The 18,846-nt window shown below is 73.5% G+C and carries 19 protein-coding genes; 11 read left to right on the forward strand and 8 right to left on the reverse strand.

What is annotated here, in order from left to right; translation table 11 throughout:
- The first annotated feature begins 53 nt into the window (after nucleotides 1–53).
- Nucleotides 54–953: a LysR family transcriptional regulator gene (locus H7X46_RS02315; RefSeq protein WP_186357820.1), complete on the forward strand. Its 900-nt coding sequence runs from the start codon at nucleotides 54–56 to the stop codon at nucleotides 951–953.
- Here H7X46_RS02315 and solA read toward each other — a convergent pair.
- Both solA and H7X46_RS02325 read right to left on the reverse strand, forming a co-directional pair.
- Nucleotides 874–2,049: an N-methyl-L-tryptophan oxidase gene (gene solA / locus H7X46_RS02320; protein WP_186357821.1), complete on the reverse strand. Its 1,176-nt coding sequence runs from the start codon at nucleotides 2,047–2,049 to the stop codon at nucleotides 874–876. The genes H7X46_RS02315 and solA overlap by 80 nt on opposite strands.
- On the reverse strand, nucleotides 2,046–3,407 hold the full coding sequence (locus H7X46_RS02325) for a sodium/glutamate symporter (RefSeq protein WP_186357822.1): 1,362 nt from the start codon (nucleotides 3,405–3,407) through the stop codon (nucleotides 2,046–2,048). The genes solA and H7X46_RS02325 overlap by 4 nt, the downstream gene beginning before the upstream one ends.
- Nucleotides 3,408–3,541: 134 nt before the next feature.
- On the opposite strand from H7X46_RS02325, the gene H7X46_RS02330 reads away from it, so the two are divergent.
- Entirely contained in the window at nucleotides 3,542–4,768 is a 1,227-nt protein-coding gene (locus tag H7X46_RS02330; RefSeq protein WP_186357823.1) for an MFS transporter, read from the forward strand.
- Between the two features lie 235 nt (nucleotides 4,769–5,003).
- Here H7X46_RS02330 and H7X46_RS02335 read toward each other — a convergent pair whose 3' ends face one another.
- Complete coding sequence (locus tag H7X46_RS02335; RefSeq protein ID WP_186357824.1) at nucleotides 5,004–5,642, reverse strand: MBL fold metallo-hydrolase; 639 nt, start codon at nucleotides 5,640–5,642, stop codon at nucleotides 5,004–5,006.
- The gene (locus H7X46_RS02340; protein WP_186357825.1) at nucleotides 5,642–6,730 is read right to left on the reverse strand and encodes an S-(hydroxymethyl)mycothiol dehydrogenase; all 1,089 of its coding nucleotides are present in this window, start codon (nucleotides 6,728–6,730) and stop codon (nucleotides 5,642–5,644) included. Before H7X46_RS02340 ends, H7X46_RS02335 begins: the two co-directional genes overlap by 1 nt.
- Nucleotides 6,731–6,904: 174 nt before the next feature.
- Between H7X46_RS02340 and H7X46_RS02345 the strand changes: the two genes are divergently transcribed.
- On the forward strand, nucleotides 6,905–8,080 hold the full coding sequence (locus H7X46_RS02345) for a fumarylacetoacetate hydrolase family protein (RefSeq protein WP_370588569.1): 1,176 nt from the start codon (nucleotides 6,905–6,907) through the stop codon (nucleotides 8,078–8,080).
- Between the two features lie 32 nt (nucleotides 8,081–8,112).
- On the opposite strand, the gene H7X46_RS02350 is transcribed toward H7X46_RS02345, so the two are convergent.
- Entirely contained in the window at nucleotides 8,113–8,841 is a 729-nt protein-coding gene (locus tag H7X46_RS02350) for a MerR family transcriptional regulator (protein WP_186357827.1), read from the reverse strand.
- A gap of 193 nt (nucleotides 8,842–9,034) precedes the next feature.
- Between H7X46_RS02350 and H7X46_RS02355 the strand changes: the two genes are divergently transcribed.
- The 5 genes from H7X46_RS02355 to H7X46_RS02375 all read left to right on the forward strand — a co-directional run bounded on the left by H7X46_RS02355 (nucleotide 9,035) and on the right by H7X46_RS02375 (nucleotide 14,998).
- A complete protein-coding gene (locus H7X46_RS02355) occupies nucleotides 9,035–10,255 on the forward strand; it encodes an acetyl-CoA C-acetyltransferase (RefSeq protein ID WP_186357828.1) in 1,221 nt (406 codons plus the stop codon).
- A 60-nt stretch (nucleotides 10,256–10,315) separates the two neighbouring features.
- Entirely contained in the window at nucleotides 10,316–12,490 is a 2,175-nt protein-coding gene (locus H7X46_RS02360) for a 3-hydroxyacyl-CoA dehydrogenase NAD-binding domain-containing protein (RefSeq protein WP_186357829.1), read from the forward strand.
- A gap of 99 nt (nucleotides 12,491–12,589) precedes the next feature.
- A complete protein-coding gene (locus tag H7X46_RS02365) occupies nucleotides 12,590–13,243 on the forward strand; it encodes a DedA family protein (RefSeq protein WP_370588570.1) in 654 nt (217 codons plus the stop codon).
- 133 nt (nucleotides 13,244–13,376) lie between these two features.
- On the forward strand, nucleotides 13,377–14,285 hold the full coding sequence (locus H7X46_RS02370; RefSeq protein WP_222131171.1) for an ABC transporter ATP-binding protein: 909 nt from the start codon (nucleotides 13,377–13,379) through the stop codon (nucleotides 14,283–14,285).
- The gene (locus tag H7X46_RS02375) at nucleotides 14,282–14,998 is read left to right on the forward strand and encodes a hypothetical protein (RefSeq protein WP_186357831.1); all 717 of its coding nucleotides are present in this window, start codon (nucleotides 14,282–14,284) and stop codon (nucleotides 14,996–14,998) included. Before H7X46_RS02370 ends, H7X46_RS02375 begins: the two co-directional genes overlap by 4 nt.
- Before the next feature lie 189 nt (nucleotides 14,999–15,187).
- Here the strand turns inward: H7X46_RS02375 and H7X46_RS02380 are convergent, their stop codons facing one another.
- From H7X46_RS02380 to H7X46_RS02390, 3 genes are read right to left on the reverse strand one after another with little or no spacing between them, the layout of a single operon-like run.
- The gene (locus H7X46_RS02380; protein ID WP_186357832.1) at nucleotides 15,188–15,685 is read right to left on the reverse strand and encodes an SRPBCC family protein; all 498 of its coding nucleotides are present in this window, start codon (nucleotides 15,683–15,685) and stop codon (nucleotides 15,188–15,190) included.
- Nucleotides 15,682–16,290 (reverse strand): SRPBCC family protein, encoded by a 609-nt coding sequence (locus H7X46_RS02385; protein WP_186357833.1) that lies wholly within the window; start codon nucleotides 16,288–16,290, stop codon nucleotides 15,682–15,684. Before H7X46_RS02385 ends, H7X46_RS02380 begins: the two co-directional genes overlap by 4 nt.
- The gene (locus tag H7X46_RS02390) at nucleotides 16,287–16,634 is read right to left on the reverse strand and encodes a metalloregulator ArsR/SmtB family transcription factor (RefSeq protein ID WP_186357834.1); all 348 of its coding nucleotides are present in this window, start codon (nucleotides 16,632–16,634) and stop codon (nucleotides 16,287–16,289) included. The genes H7X46_RS02385 and H7X46_RS02390 overlap by 4 nt, the downstream gene beginning before the upstream one ends.
- Nucleotides 16,635–16,810: 176 nt before the next feature.
- On the opposite strand from H7X46_RS02390, the gene H7X46_RS02395 reads away from it, so the two are divergent.
- From H7X46_RS02395 to H7X46_RS02405, 3 genes are read left to right on the forward strand one after another with little or no spacing between them, the layout of a single operon-like run.
- Entirely contained in the window at nucleotides 16,811–17,167 is a 357-nt protein-coding gene (locus H7X46_RS02395; RefSeq protein ID WP_186362394.1) for a GntR family transcriptional regulator, read from the forward strand.
- Complete coding sequence (locus H7X46_RS02400; protein WP_186357835.1) at nucleotides 17,167–18,054, forward strand: ABC transporter ATP-binding protein; 888 nt, start codon at nucleotides 17,167–17,169, stop codon at nucleotides 18,052–18,054. The genes H7X46_RS02395 and H7X46_RS02400 overlap by 1 nt, the downstream gene beginning before the upstream one ends.
- Nucleotides 18,051–18,797 carry a hypothetical protein gene (locus H7X46_RS02405; RefSeq protein ID WP_186357836.1) on the forward strand — a complete coding sequence of 249 codons (747 nt, stop codon included), beginning with the start codon at nucleotides 18,051–18,053 and terminating at the stop codon, nucleotides 18,795–18,797. The genes H7X46_RS02400 and H7X46_RS02405 overlap by 4 nt, the downstream gene beginning before the upstream one ends.
- The last annotated feature ends 49 nt before the right edge of the window (nucleotides 18,798–18,846 follow it).

Here is an 18,846-nt window from a genome sequence, read left to right on the forward strand (position 1 = left end):
GATCCGGTACCGGCGAACGATGATCGGACGGTCCGGTCCCGGATGATGGGCCGATGGTCGAGGTCCGCCAGCTCCAGTACTTCCTCGCCGTCGCCGACCGGCTCAGCGTCACCGACGCCGCTCGGGACCTCCGGATGGCGCAGGCCGCGCTCAGCCAGTCCGTCACCAAGCTGGAGCGGCGGCTGGGCGCCACGCTGTTCGACCGGAGCCGGCGGCGCCTGCGGCTCACCCCGGCCGGCGCCGCGCTCGTCCCGGAGGCCCGGATGATCGTCGGGCGGGCGCGGGAGCTGGGCGCGGTCGTGGCCGGGGGCGCGCGGACACCACTGCGGATCGGCTGCATCACCTCGGCGGTGTCCGGGCTACTCCCGGACGTGCTGCCGGGCTTCCTGGCCGCCCGCCCCGAGATCGTCCCGCTGGTGCACGAGATGGGGCAGCGGGCCATGGTGGACGCGCTGCGGGCCGGCGCCGTCGACGTCGGCGTGTGCCGGATGCTCGTCGCCGAGGAGGGGATCGAGCTGGTCCGGCTGGCGGACGAGCCGCTGACCTGCCTCCTGCCGGAGGGACATCCGCAGGCTGCGGCCGAGGCCGTCGACCTCGCGGACCTGGCCGTGGAGTCGTTCGTCTGCTTCCCCCGGGACCACGCCCCGGTCGCGCACGACACCATCGTCGGGGCCTGCGTGCGCGCCGGGTTCTCGCCGCGGGTGACCCAGGAGGCGCTGAACGACCAGTCCCTGCTCGGGATCGTCGCGGCCGGGCTGGCGGTGGCGATCGTGCCCCGGTCGACGACCCGGCTGCGGATGGCCGGCGTCGTCGCCCGCCCGCTCACCGACCCGGCGGCGGTCACCCCGCTGTCGGTGCTCGTGGCCTCCGCGGTCAGCGCGCCGGCGGGACGGGCGCTGCGCGACGAGCTGGTTCGGCTCCGCGGCCGAACCGGGCCGGGTCCATCCGGGTGAGATCGAACCCGCTCCCGCCGTGGAGGGCCAGGTCCGCGGCGACCTCCCCGAACACCGGCGCCATCTTGAACCCGTGCCCGGAGAACCCCGCCAGCACGGTCACCCGCGGCAGCCCCGGCACGGGGCCGGCGAGCGCGGTCCGGTCCGCGGTGTAGCCGTCGAGGTGGACCTCGTGCCGGATCGGGTCCGGATGCAGCCCGGGCAGGAACCGCCGCACGGAGTCGCTGACCGGGGCGAGCGCGGGCTCGGGCAGGTCCCGGGTCAGCGCCCGGGGGTCGGGCAGCGGGTCCCACACGTCCGCGACCCCGGCCTTGACCGAGACCCCGTCCATCGTCGGGCAGCCGAAGAGATGGCGGTCGCCGGTGTCCCGGATGAAGGCGGGGAACACCTCCGGCCGGTAGTCGCGCACGTCGGCCGGCGCGAACCAGGTCAGCACGATCGGCTTCGCGGTCACCGGAGCGTCCGGCACCAGCTCCCGCACCCACGGTCCGGTCGTCACGACCACCCGTTCCACCCGCCAGGTCCGGTCGTCGGTGCGGATCGTGACCCCGCCGTCGCCGGGCTCGATGTCCCGGACCGGGGTCCGGGCGAGCAGCCGCGCCCCGGCGGCGCGGGCGCGCTCGATCGCGGTGAGGACGGCGAGCTCCGGCCGGAGCATCCCGCCGGCGAGGTCCAGGACGCCGATCTCGCCCTCGACCGGGGTGTGCTGCGGGAACCGGCGGGCGAGCTCGTCCGGGTCGAGGACCTCGTGCGCCAGGTCGTGCTCGTCGACCGACCGGCGGACGTTGCGCATCGGGGCGATGTCCGGCAGCCCGATCGAGAGGCAGCCGGTCGGGGTGAACAACGGCCGGCCGGAGGACCGGGTCAGGTCGACCCACAGCTCACGGGCGCGGCGCAGCAGCGGGACGTACTCCGGTCCTTCGTGGTAGGCGGCCCGGAACAGCCGGGACTCCCCGGCGGCGGCGCCGCGGTCGTGGCCGAACCCGTACTGCTCGAAGCCGAGCACCGTGACACCGGCCTCGGCCAGCTTCCAGGCGCTCATCGACCCCGTCGTGCCGAGACCGACCACGGCGACCTCGGCGTCCAGCGTGCTCACGGGGCCGCCTCCACGCGGTCGTCGGGTGGGCGACGGCGGGTGCGGGTCCAGCCGAGCACGAACGGCAGGACGAGCGCGACGAGCCCCGCCGCCGTCCAGCCGACCGCGATCGTCCACCCCAGACCGGTCAGCACGATCAGCGGGGTGACCGCGACGCTGGCGGTCTCCAGCGGTGCGACCGGGAGGTAGGCCAGCCCGAACTCCTCCAGGGTGTGGCTGTCCAGGTCCGGGTCGACCATCCGGAGCAGGGCGACCGACGTCGCGACGGCGCCGGTGGCCCAGCCCCAGGTGAACAGGGACTTCTCGAACCAGGCGCCGTGCATGAGCGCCGGGGCGATCCAGCGGAACATCGCCAGGTTCAGGGCGAGCGCGGTGACGAACAGCAACGTGAGCGGGACCCAGTAGTCCGCGACCAGGCTGGGGGTGATCGAGGCGATGCCGCAGACGATCAGGACGTCGGTGCTCACCCCGGAGATGCTCTTGAGGGTGCGCTGGTCGCAGTACTGCCAGGCCGGGGTCCGGCGGGCCAGCCCCTTGACGAGCAGGCCGGCGAGGAAGGCCAGCACGAACACCGGCGCGGAGAACGAGGGGAACAGCAGCCCGATGCCCTCGCTCGCGCCGTACCCGGCGACGGTGATCACCGCGACCAGGCAGACCTGCAGGCCGAGCGGTTCGATGGACGACGCCGAGGTCGTGGCGATGCCGGTCGGCTCCCGGTCGCCGGGTGGGACGAGGCCGGTCCGCAGCGTGGCGGGGAGCTCCTCGAACCGGCCGAGCCGGTCGGTGTGCCCGCGGCGGGCGCCCCAGTTGGCGATGGCGATCCCGCCGACGATGCCGGCGAGCATCCCGACCGTGGCGGAGGTGAAGGCCAGCGAGCTCGCGCCCGCCCAGCCGGCGTCGCCGAGCACCGAGCCGATCGCGGCGGCCGAGCCGAAGCCACCGGCCCAGCCCGCGAACAGCAGCAACCCGAAGCCGTCGGGGGTGCCGAAGACCGGCACGAACAGCGCGTACGCCAGCACCATCCCGACGCCGACCTGCAGCGCGTACATCGCGAACGAGTACGCCGAGAACGCGGCCGTGGACCGGCCGAACGTGCGGGCGTGCGGGTCCTCGCCCAGCCCCAGGCAGGCGAACACGACGGCGATCAGGACCGACGCGTACGTCCCGAGCTGGTCGGCGAACGGCAGGATGCCGAGCGCGCGCGGCCCGAGCAGCAGGCCGAGGAACCCGGCGATCACGCTCGCCGGGAGCATCAGCCGTTGGGCCGGCCCGACCCAGCGCCGGATCAGCGTGCCGACGAGCAGCAGGCCACCGATCAGGCCGGCGTCGACCACCAGCGACCAGGGTCCGTAGTCCATGCGCACCTCCGTTCCGGAGGTGGTAGCAGCCGTCGTCGCTCCACGGGAAGGCGCGGACGAGATCGTTCGGTGATGACGTCCTACGCGATCACGAACGGTGGGCACCGTGATCCGGGTTTGCCAGGGTGGGGTGCGTGCCCCGTTCCCTCTCGGCCCCGCCGTTCCTGCTGCTCCTCGCGGCCACCGCGCTCGGCTTCGGCGGCTACGCGCTGCTCCTCCCGGTGGTGCCGCTGTGGGTGGCCCGCGGCGGGTCCGGCGAGTTCGGCGCCGGGCTGACGACCGGGGTGCTGATGGCGGTCACCGTCGGCACCCAGCTGCTGGTGCCGGCGATGCTGCGCCGGGTCGGGCACCGCCCGGTCCTCGTGGTGGGGTCGGTGCTGCTCGGCGCGCCGACCCCGCTGCTCGCGCTGACCGCGGACCTGGCGCCGGTGCTGGCGGTGTCCGCGCTGCGCGGTGTCGGGTTCGGGATGGCGACGGTCGCGGGCAGCGCGCTCGTGGCGGAGCTGGTGGAGCCGTCCGCGCACGGGCGGGCGTCGGCCCGGTACGGCTACGCCGTCGGCCTCCCGCAGCTGGTGTTCCTGCCCGCCGGGGTCGCGGTCGTCGACCTGCTCGGCTTCGCCGGGGTGTTCCTGATCGGCGGGATCACGCCGGTCGCCGGGGCGGCGGTCGTCGCGTTCGTGCGCGGCCCGCGCCCGGCCGGGACGCTCGGTGGCCCCCGGCCGCACGTCGAGCACCCCGGGCCGGCGACACCGGGTTCGGCCGGTCACGACGGGCGTCCGGCCGGGGCCGCGGGCGGCACGCCGGCCGTGCGGCATCCGCGGGAGTGGCGGCACCGCCTCCCGGCCGCGCCCGTCGTGGCCATGCTGGCCTGCTCGACCGCGCAGGGCGGGGTGATCACGTTCGCGCCGCTGGCGGTGCCCGGTGCGCGGTTCGCGGTGCCCGCGGCCCTGTTCGCGACCGCGCTGGGGGCGCTGCTCGGCCGGGGAGTCGCGGGGACGCGTACCGACCGCAGCGGCCGGCCCGGGGTCCTGCTACCCGTCGGGACGCTCGTCGCGGCGGCCGGGATGTTCGGCGTGCTGGCCGCCCCGCTCGCCCCGGCGCTGCTCGTGGCCGGGGCGGCCGCCGTCGGGGCCGGGTTCGGGCTGGTGCAGAACGACGCGATGGTCGCCCTCTTCGCCGCCGCGGGGCCGCTGCACTACGGCGCGGCCAGTGCCGCGTGGAACATCGCCTACGACGCCGGGACCGGGCTCGGTGCCTCCGCGCTGGGTGCGATCGCCGAACCCTTCGGGTTCGCCGCCGCCTTCGGGACGACGGCGGTGGTACTGATCCTCGTGACGCCGCTGGTGCGCCGGCGTCACTGATCGCGGCACCCGGTCGCGCCGCCGCGTTGCTCGCCGGAGCCCCGGCCCTCGTCCCCGCCGAGATGCAGCTGAGCGCGAATTGTCGATCTTCGCGGTACCGTGAGCTGCATGTCGGCGCGGATCGGGCACACGAGACGGGCGCGCGTGGCGACCGGTACCTGGTGCTGGTGGCAGGACCGGCACAGGCGACGGGCCCGGCACCGTCGTCGGTGCCGGGCCCGTTCGGACCGCGGGATCAGTGGCCGCGTTCGATCCATTCCTGCAGGTGTGGGGCTTCGTCGCCGATCTTGGTGGAGCCGCCGTGTCCGGTGCGGACGAGGGTGTCGGTGGGCAGGGTGAGCAGGGTGCCCCGGATCGAGTCGATGATGGTGTCGAAGTCGGAGTAGGAGCGTCCGGTGGCGCCGGGGCCGCCCTGGAACAGGGTGTCGCCGGTGAACACGGTGCGGAGTTCGGGGGCGTACAGGCAGGACGATCCCGGGGAGTGGCCGGGGGTCTGCAGCACCCGCAGGTCGATGCCGCCGACGGTGAGTTGTTGGCCGTCGGTGAGTTCGCGGTCGGGGGTGCGGTCGGGCCAGGTCATGTCCCAGAGGACCTGTTCGGCGGGGTTGAGCAGGATGGGTGCGCCGAAGCGGTCGGCCAGGGTGGGGGCTTGGTTGATGTGGTCGTCGTGGGCGTGGGTGCACACGATGGCCTGGACGGTGCGGTCGCCGACGGCGGTGGTGATGGCGTCGGCGTCGTGGGCGGCGTCGATGACGATGACTTCGTGGTCGTTGCCGACGATCCAGACGTTGTTGTCGACGTCGAAGCTGCCGCCGTCGAGGTTGAAGGTGCCGGAGGTGACGACGTGCTCGATGGGGCCGGTCTGTGCTGCCATCAGAGGGTCACCACCGAGCGGAGCACGTCGCCGTGGTGCATCTTGTCGAAGGCGGCTTCGACCTGGTCGAGGGCGATGGTTTCGGTGACGAACTTGTCCAGGGGGAAGCGGCCCTGCCGGAACAGGTCGACATACATGGGGAAGTCCCGCGACGGTAGGCAGTCGCCGTACCAGGAGGACTTGAGCGCGCCGCCGCGGCCGAAGTAGTCGATCAGTGGGATCTCGGGGGCGGTGAGGTCGGGGGTGGGGACGCCGACCAGGACGACGGTGCCGGCGAGGTCGCGGGCGTAGAAGGCCTGCTTGTAGGTTTCGGGGCGGCCGACGGCGTCGATGACGACGTCGGCGCCGAAGCCGTCGGTGGCGGCGCGGATGGCTTCGACCGGGTCCTGTTCGCGGGCGTTGATGGTGTGGGTGGCGCCGAAGCCGCGGGCCCAGTCGAGTTTTCTGGGGTCGGTGTCGACGGCGATGATGGTGGTGGCGCCGGCGAGGTGGGCGCCGGCGATGGCGGCGTCGCCGACGCCGCCGCAGCCGATCACGGCGATGGAGTCGCCGCGGCCGATCTGGCCGGTGTTGACCGCGGCGCCGAGTCCGGCCATGACCCCGCAGCCGAGCAGGCCGGCGACCTGGGCGGGGGCCTGGGGGTCGACCTTGGTGCATTGTCCGGAGTGGACGAGGGTTTTCTCGGCGAAGGCGCCGATGCCCAGGGCGGGGGACAGTTCGGTGCCGTCGGTGAGGGTCATCTTCTGGGCGGCGTTGTGGGTGTCGAAACACAGGTGGGGCTTGCCCTTGCGGCAGGCCCGGCAGACCCCGCACACGGCGCGCCAGTTCAGGACCACGTAGTCGCCGGGGGCCAGGTCGGTGACGCCCTCGCCGACGGTGTCGACGATCCCGGCGGCCTCGTGGCCGAGCAGGAACGGGAACTCGTCGTTGATCCCGCCCTCGCGGTAGTGCAGGTCGGTGTGGCAGACCCCGCAGGCCTGGACCTGCACCACGGCCTCACCCGGACCCGGGTCCGGGACCACGATCGTCTCGACGGTGACGGGCTCGCCCTTGGCGCGGGCCACGACCCCGCGTACCTGCTGTGACATCGGTAGTACTCCCACTCGTCCTCGACGACGTCCGTACGGTTCATGCTCGAATCGCGACTCTGGCATGGGTCACGGGACCGTGTCTCGCCGGATCGCTCGCGAGTTGCCCCGCCGGGCGGCCCGGCCGGGGCTGAACCCGTTCGTGGGACACCGCCACGGGTACGGTCGGAGATCGTGACGACTCCGAACGTGCCGTCCAGCCCGCCCCCCGGACTCGCGCTCGGCGCCGTCGCCGGCGCCGGGCGCCGGGGCAGCTCCCGCATCGCCTGCCGGCTACCCGACGGGGGCCTGCTCGACGTCGGCTCGCTCGCGACCGCCCAGCGGGGCCCGTACCCCGACCTGCTGACGGCACCCAACCTGGACCGGCTGCTCGATGCCGGCAGCTCCGCCTGGCGCGAGGTCTGCGAGTGGCTGGCCGCGTGGCGGGCCGACCACGAGAAGGCGTTCGCCCACCGGCTCCCGACCGAGGGCCTGGTCCCGGTCCTGCCGTTCACGGTCGCCGACTACGTCGACTTCTATGCCTGCGAGCAGCACGCCCGGAACGCCGGGCTGATCTTCCGCCCGGACGCCGAGCCGCTCACCCCGAACTGGCGGCACCTGCCCGTCGGCTACCACGGGCGGGCCGGCACCGTGCGGGTCAGCGGGTGCCCGGTCGTCCGCCCGGCCGGGCAGCGCGCGGCCGGTGACTTCGGCCCGACCCGGCGGCTCGACCTGGAGGCCGAACTCGGGTACGTCCTCGGCGGCCCGGTGCCCGGACCGGTGCCGGTGGACGACGCCGCCGAGCACGTCTTCGGGGTCGTCCTGCTCAACGACTGGTCCGCCCGCGACATCCAGGGCTTCGAGACCCGCCCGCTCGGCCCGCACCTGGGGAAGTCGTTCGCGACCTCGATCTCGGCCTGGGTGACGCCGATCGGCGAGCTCGAACCCGCGCGCGTCCCGCTGCCGCCGCACGACCCGGAGCCGCTGCCGTACCTCACGCCCCGTGCCCCCGCGCGCGGGCTCGACCTGGACCTCGCCGTCCACCTCAACGGGGAGCGGATCGCGACCCCGCCCGCCGCCGACCTCTACTGGGCGCCCGAGCAGCTGGTCGCCCACCTGACGTCGAACGGGGCCGGGTTGCGGGCCGGTGACCTGCTCGGATCCGGGACGATCTCCGGGCCGGAACGCGACCAGTTCGGCTCGCTGCTGGAGATGTCCTGGAACGGCCGCCACCCCGTCGTCCTGTCCAACGGCGGGCACCGCACCTGGCTGGAGGACGGCGACGAGGTCGTGATCACCGCGACCGCGCCGGCCGCGGACGGCAGCCGGTTCTCCCTCGGCGAGGTGCGGGGCCGCGTCCGCGGCTCGTGAGTGGATAGCGGGGTCGGGGCCCTGTCAAGTACTCACGAGCCGGAGGCCCGCTCCCGGATCGTCCGGTTCACCTCGCGGCCGAACGTCGCGACCACGCCCTGCACGGTGATCGGCTTGAGCCGGGCCAGCGCGGCCGCGAGCCGGCGGCGCTCCCCGGCCGGGCGGCCGCGGTCCCGGTAGGGCTGCAGCACCTCGTCCTGGAACAGGGCCATCAGGTCCTCGGCCAGCGCCGCCGTGTGCTTCTCGATCACCGCGTGGGCGCGCTGCCACAGCTCCGGCGGCAGCCCGGAGTCGAGCGCCTCCAGCGCGGTGGCGAGCGATGCCTCGCCGTGCACCCGGACGGAGCCCTCGAGCCGGGTCAGCGCCCCGAGGTCCTCCAGGGCGGTCAGGTCGTCGTCGGTCAGCGCCCGCCCGGCCCGCCGGTCGAGCTCGGCGTGGCCGATCTCCTCGTCGCGTTCCGGGATCCACGGGGTGAGCAGGGCCCGCTGCAGGGCGAGCTCCTCCGGCCCGGCGTCGAGCGGCACCCGGGCCAGCTGCTTCTCGATCGCGGCGAGGGTGAAGCCCAGCCCGGACAGCTCGCTGATCAGCTCCAGGCGGGCCCGGTGCGCGGCGTCGTAGAGCCCGGTGCGGCCGCGCAGCCGCGGCGCGGGGAGCAGGCCCTTGCCGGCGTAGAACCGGATGGTGCGCACCGAGACCCCGGTCCGTTCGGCGAGCTGGTCGACGGTCAGGAGCTCGTCGCTCTCGGTCGGCGCGGCGGACATGGCGAGCAGCGTACGGGCCGATCCGCGAACGTGACAGTCTTGATGTGACATCGACACTGGCGCATACTCGACCTGACGTCTTGACCCATGTGACAGTCCTGCTGTAACAAAGGTTACCGGCAAGTAGGAGGCGTCGGCAGCCGTCGCGCCCCGCACCGGACAGCCTGCGCCCGACCACCTACGAGAGGTTCGGATGAGCGACATCCCCGAGGCCTACATCTACGACGCGATCCGCACACCGCGCGGCCGGGGCAAGGCCTCCGGTTCCCTGCACGAGGTCAAGCCGATCTCCCTGGTGGTCGGTCTGATCGACGAGCTGCGCAAGCGCAACCCCGAGCTGGACCCGGCCGTCGTCGACGACCTGGTGCTCGGCGTCGTCTCCCCGATCGGCGACCAGGGCGGTGACATCGCCAAGGCCGCCGCCATCTCCGCGGGCCTGCCGGACACCGTCGCGGGTGTGCAGCTCAACCGGTTCTGCGCGTCCGGGCTGGAGGCGGTGAACACCGCCGCGCTGAAGGTGCGCTCCGGGATGGAGGAGATGGTCATCGCCGGCGGCGTGGAGGCCATGAGCCGGGTGCCGATGGGTTCCGACGGCGGCGCCTGGGCGATGGACCCGGAGACCGCCTACGAGACCGGCTTCGTGCCGCAGGGCATCGGCGCCGACCTGATCGCCACCCTCGAGGGCTTCTCCCGCTCCGACGTCGACGCGTTCGCCGTCGAGTCGCAGACCCGGGCCGCGAAGGCCTGGGCGAACGGGTACTTCGCCCGCTCGGTGGTCCCGGTCGTGGACCGCAACGGGCTGGCGGTCCTCGACCGCGACGAGCACGTCCGGGCCGGTGCCACCCTGGAGAGCCTGGGCGGGCTGAAGCCGTCGTTCGAGGCGATGGGCCGCGACGGCGGGTTCGACGCGGTCGCGCTGCAGCGCTACCACTGGGTCGAGAAGATCGACCACGTGCACCACGCCGGCAACTCGTCCGGCATCGTCGACGGTGCCGCCCTGACCCTGATCGGCACCGAGGCCGCCGGGACGGCGAACGGTCTCACCCCGCGCGCCCGGATCGTGTCCACCGCGCTGTCCGGCGCCGACCCGACGATCATGCTGACCGGCCCGGCGCCGGCGTCGAAGAAGGCACTCGCCAAGGCCGGCCTGACCGTCGACGACATCGACCTCTTCGAGATCAACGAGGCGTTCGCCGCCGTCGCCCTGCGCTACATGCGCGACATGGGGATCTCGCACGAGCAGACCAACGTCAACGGCGGCGCCATCGCCATGGGCCACCCGCTGGGCGCCACCGGCGCGATGATCCTCGGCACGCTGGTCGACGAGCTCGAGCGCCGGGACCTGCGCCGCGGCCTCGCCACGCTCTGCGTCGGCGGTGGCATGGGCATCGCCACCATCGTCGAGCGCGTGTGAGGACGGCGGCCGCCGTGCCGAACCATCAGCACAGCAGGGACCTCGGAAAGGGAATCGACAGTGAGTGAGCAGAAGGCCGTCCGCTGGACCAAGGACGCCGACGGCGTCGCCGTCGTCACCCTCGACGACCCGGGCCGCAGCGCCAACACCATGAACGACCGCTACAAGGCGGCCATGGGTGAGGTCGTCGACGAGCTGGTGGCGGCCAAGGACGACATCACCGGTGTGGTCATCACCTCGGCGAAGAAGACCTTCTTCGCCGGTGGCGACCTCGAGCAGCTCTCGGCCGCCGGGCCGGACGACGCGGCGCAGGTGATGGAGAACGTCACCGAGATCAAGGCGCAGCTGCGCAAGCTGGAGACCCTCGGCCGGCCGGTGGTCGCGGCGATGACCGGCACCGCGCTCGGCGGCGGCCTGGAGATCGGCCTGGCCTGCCACCACCGGATCGGCCTCGACGCCAAGGGCGTCGTCTACGGCCTGCCGGAGGTCACCCTCGGGCTGCTCCCCGGCGGCGGTGGTGTCACCCGCATCACCCGGATGCTGGGCATCGCCAACGGGTTCATGAACGTCCTGGCCCAGGGCCAGCGGCACAAGCCGGCCAAGGCCCTCGAGCTGGGGATCGTCGACGAGCTGGTCACCGACCCGGCCGAGGCGCTGCCGAAGGCCAAGGAGTGGATCAAGGCGAACCCGGAGGCGGTGCAGCCCTGGGACCAGCCGAAGTACAAGGTCCCCGGCGGGACGCCGTCGAGCCCGTCGCTGGCCTCGATCCTGCCGGCGTTCCCGGCCAACCTGCGCAAGCAGCTCAAGGGCGCCCCGATGCCCGCGCCGCGCAACATCCTCGCCGCGGCCGTCGAGGGCACCCAGGTCGACTTCGACACCGCGCTGCGGATCGAGGGCCGCTACTTCGTCGAGCTGGTCTGCGGCCAGGTCTCGAAGAACATGACCAAGGCGTTCTTCTTCGACCTCAACGCGATCAACGGCGGCAAGTCCCGCCCGGACGGTCCGGAGAAGTGGCAGCCGACCAAGGTCGCGGTGCTCGGCGCCGGGATGATGGGCGCGGGCATCGCCTACGTCTGCGCCCTCGCCGGCTGGGACGTCGTGCTCAAGGACGTCTCCCGGGAGGCCGCCGACAAGGGCAAGGCCTACTCCCAGGGCATCGTCGAGAAGGGCGTCGCGAAGGGCAGGACCACCCAGGAGAAGGGCGACGCGCTGCTCGGGCGGATCACCCCGACCGACGACTACGCCGACCTCGCCGGCTGCGACGTCGTGATCGAGGCCGTCTTCGAGTCGGTCGAGCTCAAGCAGGAGGTGTTCCGGGAGGCGGCCAAGGTCGTCAAGCCGGACGCGCTGCTCTGCTCGAACACCTCGACCCTGCCCATCACCGAGCTCGCCAAGGGCGTCGACCGCCCGGACGACTTCATCGGGCTGCACTTCTTCTCGCCGGTCGACAAGATGCCGCTGGTCGAGATCATCAGGGGCGAGCGGACGAACGACGAGGCCCTGGCCAAGGCGTTCGACCTCACCCTGGGGATCAAGAAGACGCCGATCGTCGTCAACGACTCCCGCGGCTTCTTCACCAGCCGGGTGATCGGCACCTTCATCAACGAGGGCGTCGCGATGCTGGCCGAGGGCATCGACCCGCAGACGATCGAGCAGGCGTCCTCGCAGGCCGGCTACCCGGCCCCGGTGCTGCAGCTGATGGACGAGCTGACCCTGACGCTGCCGCGCAAGATCCGCGAGGAGACCCGCAAGGGCATCGAGGCGGCCGGCGGCACCTGGACCCCGCACCCGGCCGACGCGATCATCGACCGGATGGTCGACGAGTTCGACCGCAAGGGGAAGAGCTCGGGTGCCGGCTTCTACGAGTACGCCGACGGCAAGCGGGCCGGGCTGTGGCCGGGCCTGCGGGAGCGGTTCGCGGCGACCAACCACGACGTCGACCTGCACGAACTCTCCGAGCGCATGCTGTTCATCGAGTCGCTCGAGACCGTGCGCTGCGTCGACGAGGGCGTGCTGGAGACCGTGGCCGACGCCAACATCGGCTCGATCTTCGGCATCGGCTTCCCGCCCTGGACCGGGGGTGTACTGCAGTACATCGAGGGGTACCCCGGCGGTCCGGCGGGCTTCGTCGCCCGTGCCGACGAGCTGAAGGCCCGCTACGGCGACCGGTTCGACGTGCCGCAGAGCCTGCGCGACCGGGCCGCGAAGGGGGAGACGGCGACTGCCGCCGCCTGATCCCGAACCGGCCCCAGCGGCCCCGCCGGATCGACCGGCGGGGCCGCTCGTGCGTCGACCGGAACCCGACCAACCGGACGAACAGGCACCATGGAGTGCGTGACGCAGTGGGTGTTCGACATCGTGGACCGGCTCGGCGCCGGCGGAATCGGGTTGCTGATCTTCCTGGAGAACGTCGTCCCGCCGATCCCCTCGGAGCTGATCCTGCCGCTGGGCGGGTTCCGCGCCTCGACGGGAGCGCTGGACCCGGTCGCGGTCTGGGCGGCGGCGACGATGGGCGCGGTCGCGGGAGCGCTGCTGCTCTACGCGCTCGGGGCCTGGCTCGGGTACGACCGGGTGTACGCGCTCGCCGGCCGGCGCTGGTTCGTCCTCTCCAGCCAGGCGGACCTGGAGAAGGGGCACGAGCTGTTCGACCGGTACGGAAGCTGGTTCGTGCTCGGCGGGCGCTGCCTGCCGGTCGTGCGGAGCCTCATCTCGATCCCGGCCGGGATCGCGGGGATGCCGCTGACCCGGTTCACGGTGCTGTCGGCGGTGGGCAGCGGGATCTGGAACGTGCTGTTCGTCTGGCTCGGGTTCGTCCTGGGGGAGCGCTGGGCGACCGTCGAGGCCTACGTCTCGCCGGTGGCCAAGGTCGTGCTCGTGCTCGGGATCGCCGTGGTGGTCTGGCTCGTCACCCGCAAGCTCCGGCAGCGGCGGGCCCGCGACGACGTGCCCGAGAAGGACCTGGCGCGGACCGGTCGCGGCCCCCGCTGAGACCGGCGCGGCGTCGCGAACGCCCTGCGTGCCGGTCGCACCACGGGCCGTGCCGGTGTGCTACCGGCCGGTCGTCGCGGCTCGGCGCTGTGCGAACCTGAGCGGTGTCAGCGGTGCGATCGGACAGGTGGAGGTGAGCGTGCGCCTCGTCGGCATCCACCACCGCTACCCGTCCGGCACGGTCGCCCTGCGCGGTGTGGATCTCGACGTCGACCCGGCCGTCCCCACGGTGCTGCGCGGCGGGAACGGCGCCGGCAAGTCGACACTGCTGCGGATCGCCGCGGGCGCGCAGACCCCGACCGCCGGCGCGGTCGAGGACCGGCCCGCCGTCGTCGGCTACCTGCCCGACCGGTTCCCGGCGCTGCTCCGGCTGCCCCCGCGGCGCTGGCTCGACCACATGGCCCGGATCCGTGGCCTCGACCCGGACGACGCCGCCGAGCGGGCGGACGCGCTGCTCACCGAGCTCGGCTGGTCCGGGGACGACGACGAGCCGATGGCGGAGCTCTCCCGGGGCAACGCGCAGAAGATCGGCCTCGCCCAGGCGCTGGCCTGCGACCCGGACGTCCTGATCCTCGACGAGCCCTGGTCCGGGCTGGACGACGACGCCGCCGATGCGCTCACCGGGCTGCTGGCCGCGCGCACCGGCGCGACCCTCGTCACCGACCACACCGGGACCGCGTCCGGGTTGCCGGGCGCGCGGGTCCACCGGCTGCGCGAGGGACGGGTCGCCACCGCGGCCGACCCGGAGTCCGTCCCGCTGCCCACCGCGCCGCCACCGGGCGCGCTGATGCGGATCGACATGGCCTGTGCCGGGGACCCCCGGCCGCTGCTGGAGCGGGTCCTCCCGCCCGCGCGGGTCGAGGGCGCCGCACCGGGCCGGTTCACCGTCCGGGTACCCGTCCCGGAGAGCGACGCCTGGCTGGCGGCCGCGCTCGCCGCCGGGTGCGCGGTCCGCTCGGTCCGGCCGGTGCGCCCGGCGGCGGACACCGGCCGGCTCCCGATGTCGCACGGCCCGCGCCGGGCCGAGGGGCCGGGGCGGTGAGGACGGCCCGCGCGGCCGTGGCGGTGGCGATGCTGCTCGGCGAGGACGTCGCGCGCTCCGAGAAGTTCGTCGCGCCGGCCGTGCTCTACGCCGGGGTGCTCGCGGTCCTGTTCGGCGGCTCGCCCGGCCCGCTGCCCGAGCCGTGGGCGGCGAGCGCGCTGCTGCTCTACCCGGTCGGTGCCTGGCTGGCGCACGCGCTCGCCGAGACCGAGGACGACACCGCCCGCACCGTCACGCTGTCCGCGGCGGGCGGCCCGCTGCCGGTCGCCGCGGGCGTGCTGCTGGCCGCGACGGCCGGGGTCGCGGTGCTCGGCCTGGCCGCCGTCGTCTGGGGGGTGGTCGCGGCCTGGGGCACGGCGACGACCGGTGGCCTGCTCGACGGCCTGCTCGCCCACCTGGCCTGCGGCATCACCGGGGCCGCGGTCGGGTCGGTGTTCGCGCGGCCGGTGTTCCGCAGCCAGGGGGTGGCGCTGCTGTGTGCCCTGACCTTCCTGGTGGTCACCGGGACGAGCCCGTGGCTGCCCCCGGCCGGGACGGCCGCCGCGTGGCTGGGCAGCGGGCGTGGCGGGCTGGGGCCCCTCGGCGACCTGCTGCTCGCGGTCCTGGTCGCGGTCGCCGCGCTCGCGTTCGTCGTGCGTGTGGAGCTGGGCCGGTTCACGGCCTGGCGGGAGCGCCTGACCGCGGTGTGGGGCCGGTTCCGCCCCGGTTCCTGAGCGGCTACAGCGTCGGTGTCGCCGAGCGCCGTGCGCCGACAGCCGGGCGCCATCCGGCCGGCGTTCGCCCACAAGATCCGCGATTCGCTCACCGAACCCGGCCACGCTCTCGCGATCGGGCGAGCGTCACCGGGTTTCGGTGAGCGTTCCGATGCGGGCGTCCCGGGGCAGGCGTTCCCGCGGTGGGTGTCAGCCGGTGGCGTAGTGGGGGCGGGTCGCGGCGAGGGTCGCCTCCCAGTCGGGCATCGGTTCACCGGACAGGGTGGCGGCGAGCCGGTCGAGGTACCAGTGCCAGCCCGGTCCCGCGTCGGCCGGGGAGAACCCGGCCGGGAGCACCTGCTCGAACTCCAGCACCGTCCCGTCGCCGGCCGGTGCGAGCACGACCGCCAGCTCCCACGGCGCGCCGGTCTCCTCGGAGATCTCCACGGCCAGCCGGTGCGGCGGCTCGCAGGTGACGATCCGGACGGTCGAGGGTGGCCCGCCGCCGTCCTCCTCGCTGGTCATGGTGAGCGCGACGGTGCCGCCGGGCCGCGCGTCACCGGTCCAGTGGCCGAACCACCGGGCGCACCGGTCCGGGTCGGTGATCGCGGCCCACACCTCGTCCACCGGGTCCGGGAACTCGCGGCGGAACGCGAGCCGGGCCTGCCCGTCGGCCCCGCGGACGACCGTGCCGGCCGGGCCGGTCACGACTGCTCCCCGGGGAGCACCGTGAACTGCTGCAGCGAGACCTCGACCGCGGCCGCGACCTGCTCCTCGGTGGCCATGCCGGACGCCCGGACCGCGGCCTCCCAGGCCCGCACCGAGCGCTCGTTGAACGCGAGCATCTCGGGCGAGTTCGGGTCGTCGACCGCCCCGCCCGCCAGGTGCACCCCGAGGGACAGCAGCGCGCCGTCCCACCCGGGGCCGACGTAGAGCGCGCCGCCGGCGTCCCCGTAGGTCGCCGGGACCGCGTGCTCGAAGACCAGGTCGGTGCGGCCGTCGCCGGAGGCGGCGAGGTCGACGGTCACGATGCTGTCCGGCGCGCCCCAGCTGACCACCAGGCGGCGAGGCGGTTCGCACGCCAGGATCTCGCCGTCGGCGTTGCCCTCGGTGCGGAACCGTCCGCCGACCCGCAGGTCCCCGCTGACCGGCAGGAACCACCGGGCGAGCCGGTCGGGCGTGGTGAGGGCGTCCCAGACGTCCTCGGGTCCGGCCGGGTAGGTCCGCTCCAGGCGGACGGCGAGCGCGTCGCCGTCCGCGCCGGAGTGCACCCGGCGGCGGGCGGCCGCCAGTGCGTCGAGCAGGTCGTTCATTCTGGGCTCCTCGGAGGTCGTCGGCGGGCGTGCCGCCCACGGGCGAGTTCGGTGCCGAGCGCGTCCAGCCGCTGCGACCAGAAGCCGCGCAGCCGGGACAGCCACTCCTCGGCGTCGTCCACACCGGCCGGGTCGACGGCGTAGACACGTCGGGTCCCCTCGGCGCGGACCGTGGCGAACCCGTTCTCCCGCAACACCTTCAACTGCTGCGAGACGGCGGGCTGGGAGATCCCGAACTCGGCCCGGATGACCTCGGCGACCTGGCCGGCTGTGTGCTCGCCGCCGGCCAGCAGCTCGAGGATCCGGCGCCGGACGGGATCGCCCAGGACGTCGAACGCATGCACAGTCGTAGCTTATATAAGTCGAAACGAAAATACCAGGTCGGGACTCATGGAGCTTTGGTCCTGTGGCACGGGACCGAAGCCCCATGAGTTGCCCTCTCGACAAGGGCGCGGTGCGCCTCTATGGTTCATTACATGAGTAATGAACCACGGCACTATAGCACCGTGAGACCGCCGTGATCGACGACGGCCGGCCGCTGTTCGTGCAGATCGCGGAGGAGATCGCCTCCGCGGTGGTGGACGGGACCTACCCCGAGGAGACCCAGGTCCCGTCCAGCAACGAGCTGGCCACGTTCCACCGGATCAACCCGGCGACCGCGGCCAAGGGACTGAACCAGCTGGTCAGCGAGGGTGTCCTCTACAAGAGACGGGGGATCGGCATGTTCGTGGCCGAGGGGGCGCGGACCCGGTTGCTGGAGAGCCGCCGCGAGGAGTTCGCGCGGCAGTACATCGCTCCGCTGGTGACCGAGGCCCGCAAGATCGGGATCGATCCGGAGCAGCTCAAGAAGATGATCGACGTCTGGGGGGACGACTGATGAGTGGCACGGTGGCGATGCACGGCGTCACGAAACGCTACGGCGACGTGACCGCGCTCGACGACGTGAGCTTCACGCTGGGGGAGAACCGCATCCACGGGCTGCTCGGCCGCAACGGCGCGGGCAAGACGACCGCGATGCAGATCCTGACCGCGCAGAACTTCGCCACGTCCGGCCGCGCCGAGATCTTCGGCGAGCAGCCGTACGAGAACGCCCGGGTGCTCGCCCGCACCTGCTTCATCCGCGAGTCGCTGAAGTACCCGGACGCCTACAAGGTCCGGCACGCGCTGCGGGCCGCCGCGACCGTCTACCCGCACTGGGACCAGGCGTTCGCCGACGAGCTCGCCGGCGAGTTCGGGCTGCCGATGAACCGCACCTGCACCAAGCTCTCCCGGGGCCAGCAGTCCGCGGTCGGCGTGGTCATCGGCCTGGCCTCGCGCGCCCCGCTGACCTTCTTCGACGAGCCCTACCTGGGCCTCGACGCCGTCGCCCGGGAGCTGTTCTACGACCGCCTGCTCGCCGACTACGCCGCGCACCCGCGGACCGTGGTGCTCTCCACGCACCTCATCGACGAGGTGTCCGACCTGATCGAGCACGTCGTGCTGATCGACCAGGGCCGGATCCTGATCGACGCGGGGGCCGACGAGCTGCGCGGCCGGGCCGTCACCGTCACCGGGCCGGTCGCGGAGGTCGAGCGGTTCGCGCGAGGCCACGTCGAGCTGCACCGCGAGCAGCTCGGCGGGTATCTGCGGGTCACCCTGTCCGGGGCCGGACCCGAGGCGCGGGAACCGGGCCTGCAGTTCGAGCCGGTCTCGCTGCAGCAGCTCGTCGTCCGCACCACCCAGCTGAACTCCGGAGCCCGCCTCGACCGGGAGGTCCTGTCATGACCGCCGCTACTGCCGCCGTGACCGCACCGCCGGTCACCACCGTCAGCCGGCTGAACGCCGTGCTCCGCATGAGCATGGTCGACGTCCGCGGCCGGGTCGGCGGCCCCTGGCTGATCCTGGCCGCGATCTTCGCGGTGAACTTCGCGATCTGGTGGGCGATCCGGGTCAACGTCGACGACGCCGGAGCCGGCACCACCGGTGCGGTGTCCGCGCTGTTCTTCATCGTCGGGTCCACCTACCTGATCGCGATGACCCAGGTGATGCCGTTCGCGCTGAGCCTGGGGATCATCCGGCGGCACTTCTACGCCGGAATCTGCCTGCTGCTCGCGGCCGAGACGCTGCTGCACGCGGTCCTGCTGACGCTCATGCTCTGGCTCGAGCGGGCCAGCGGCGGCTGGGGGATCCGGATGGACTTCTTCTCGATGACGTTCATGCCGGTGCAGAACCCGCTGCTGCAGGTCCTGACCTACTGGGGGCCGCTGCTGACGATCGGGTTCGTGTTCGTCGCCGTCGGCGCGGTGTTCCGGCGGTGGGGCCAGACCGGGGTGTGGGCGGTGGTGCTCGGGCTGATCGTCGTCCTGGGCGCGATCACGTTCACGCTGACCTGGCAGAACGCGTGGCCCGCGTTCGGGCGGTTCTTCGTCGAGACGCCGGTCCTGCTGCTGATGGCCGGCTACCCGCTGATCCTGGCCGTGGTGGCGCTCGCCGGCGGGTACCTGGTGGTCCGCCGCGCGAGGCCCTGACCGGCCGCGCCCGCGGTCCGGCGCCCACGGGGGTGGTGCCGGACCGCGG

It is taken from the genome of Pseudonocardia sp. C8, assembly GCF_014267175.1.
Taxonomy (GTDB): Bacteria; Actinomycetota; Actinomycetes; order Mycobacteriales; family Pseudonocardiaceae; genus Pseudonocardia.

What these genes read in the sequence shown, in the direction of transcription:
- H7X46_RS02385 (WP_186357833.1), bottom strand. Translation starts at nt 16,290, where the DNA reads ATGAACGACCTGCTCGACGCACTGGCGGCCGCCCGCCGCCGGGTGCAC.
- H7X46_RS02355 (WP_186357828.1), top strand. Translation starts at nt 9,035, where the DNA reads ATGAGCGACATCCCCGAGGCCTACATCTACGACGCGATCCGCACACCG.
- H7X46_RS02340 (WP_186357825.1), bottom strand. Translation starts at nt 6,730, where the DNA reads ATGTCACAGCAGGTACGCGGGGTCGTGGCCCGCGCCAAGGGCGAGCCC.
- H7X46_RS02315 (WP_186357820.1), top strand. Translation starts at nt 54, where the DNA reads ATGGTCGAGGTCCGCCAGCTCCAGTACTTCCTCGCCGTCGCCGACCGG.
- H7X46_RS02335 (WP_186357824.1), bottom strand. Translation starts at nt 5,642, where the DNA reads ATGGCAGCACAGACCGGCCCCATCGAGCACGTCGTCACCTCCGGCACC.
- H7X46_RS02400 (WP_186357835.1), top strand. Translation starts at nt 17,167, where the DNA reads ATGAGTGGCACGGTGGCGATGCACGGCGTCACGAAACGCTACGGCGAC.
- H7X46_RS02405 (WP_186357836.1), top strand. Translation starts at nt 18,051, where the DNA reads ATGACCGCCGCTACTGCCGCCGTGACCGCACCGCCGGTCACCACCGTC.
- H7X46_RS02350 (WP_186357827.1), bottom strand. Translation starts at nt 8,841, where the DNA reads ATGTCCGCCGCGCCGACCGAGAGCGACGAGCTCCTGACCGTCGACCAG.
- H7X46_RS02325 (WP_186357822.1), bottom strand. Translation starts at nt 3,407, where the DNA reads ATGGACTACGGACCCTGGTCGCTGGTGGTCGACGCCGGCCTGATCGGT.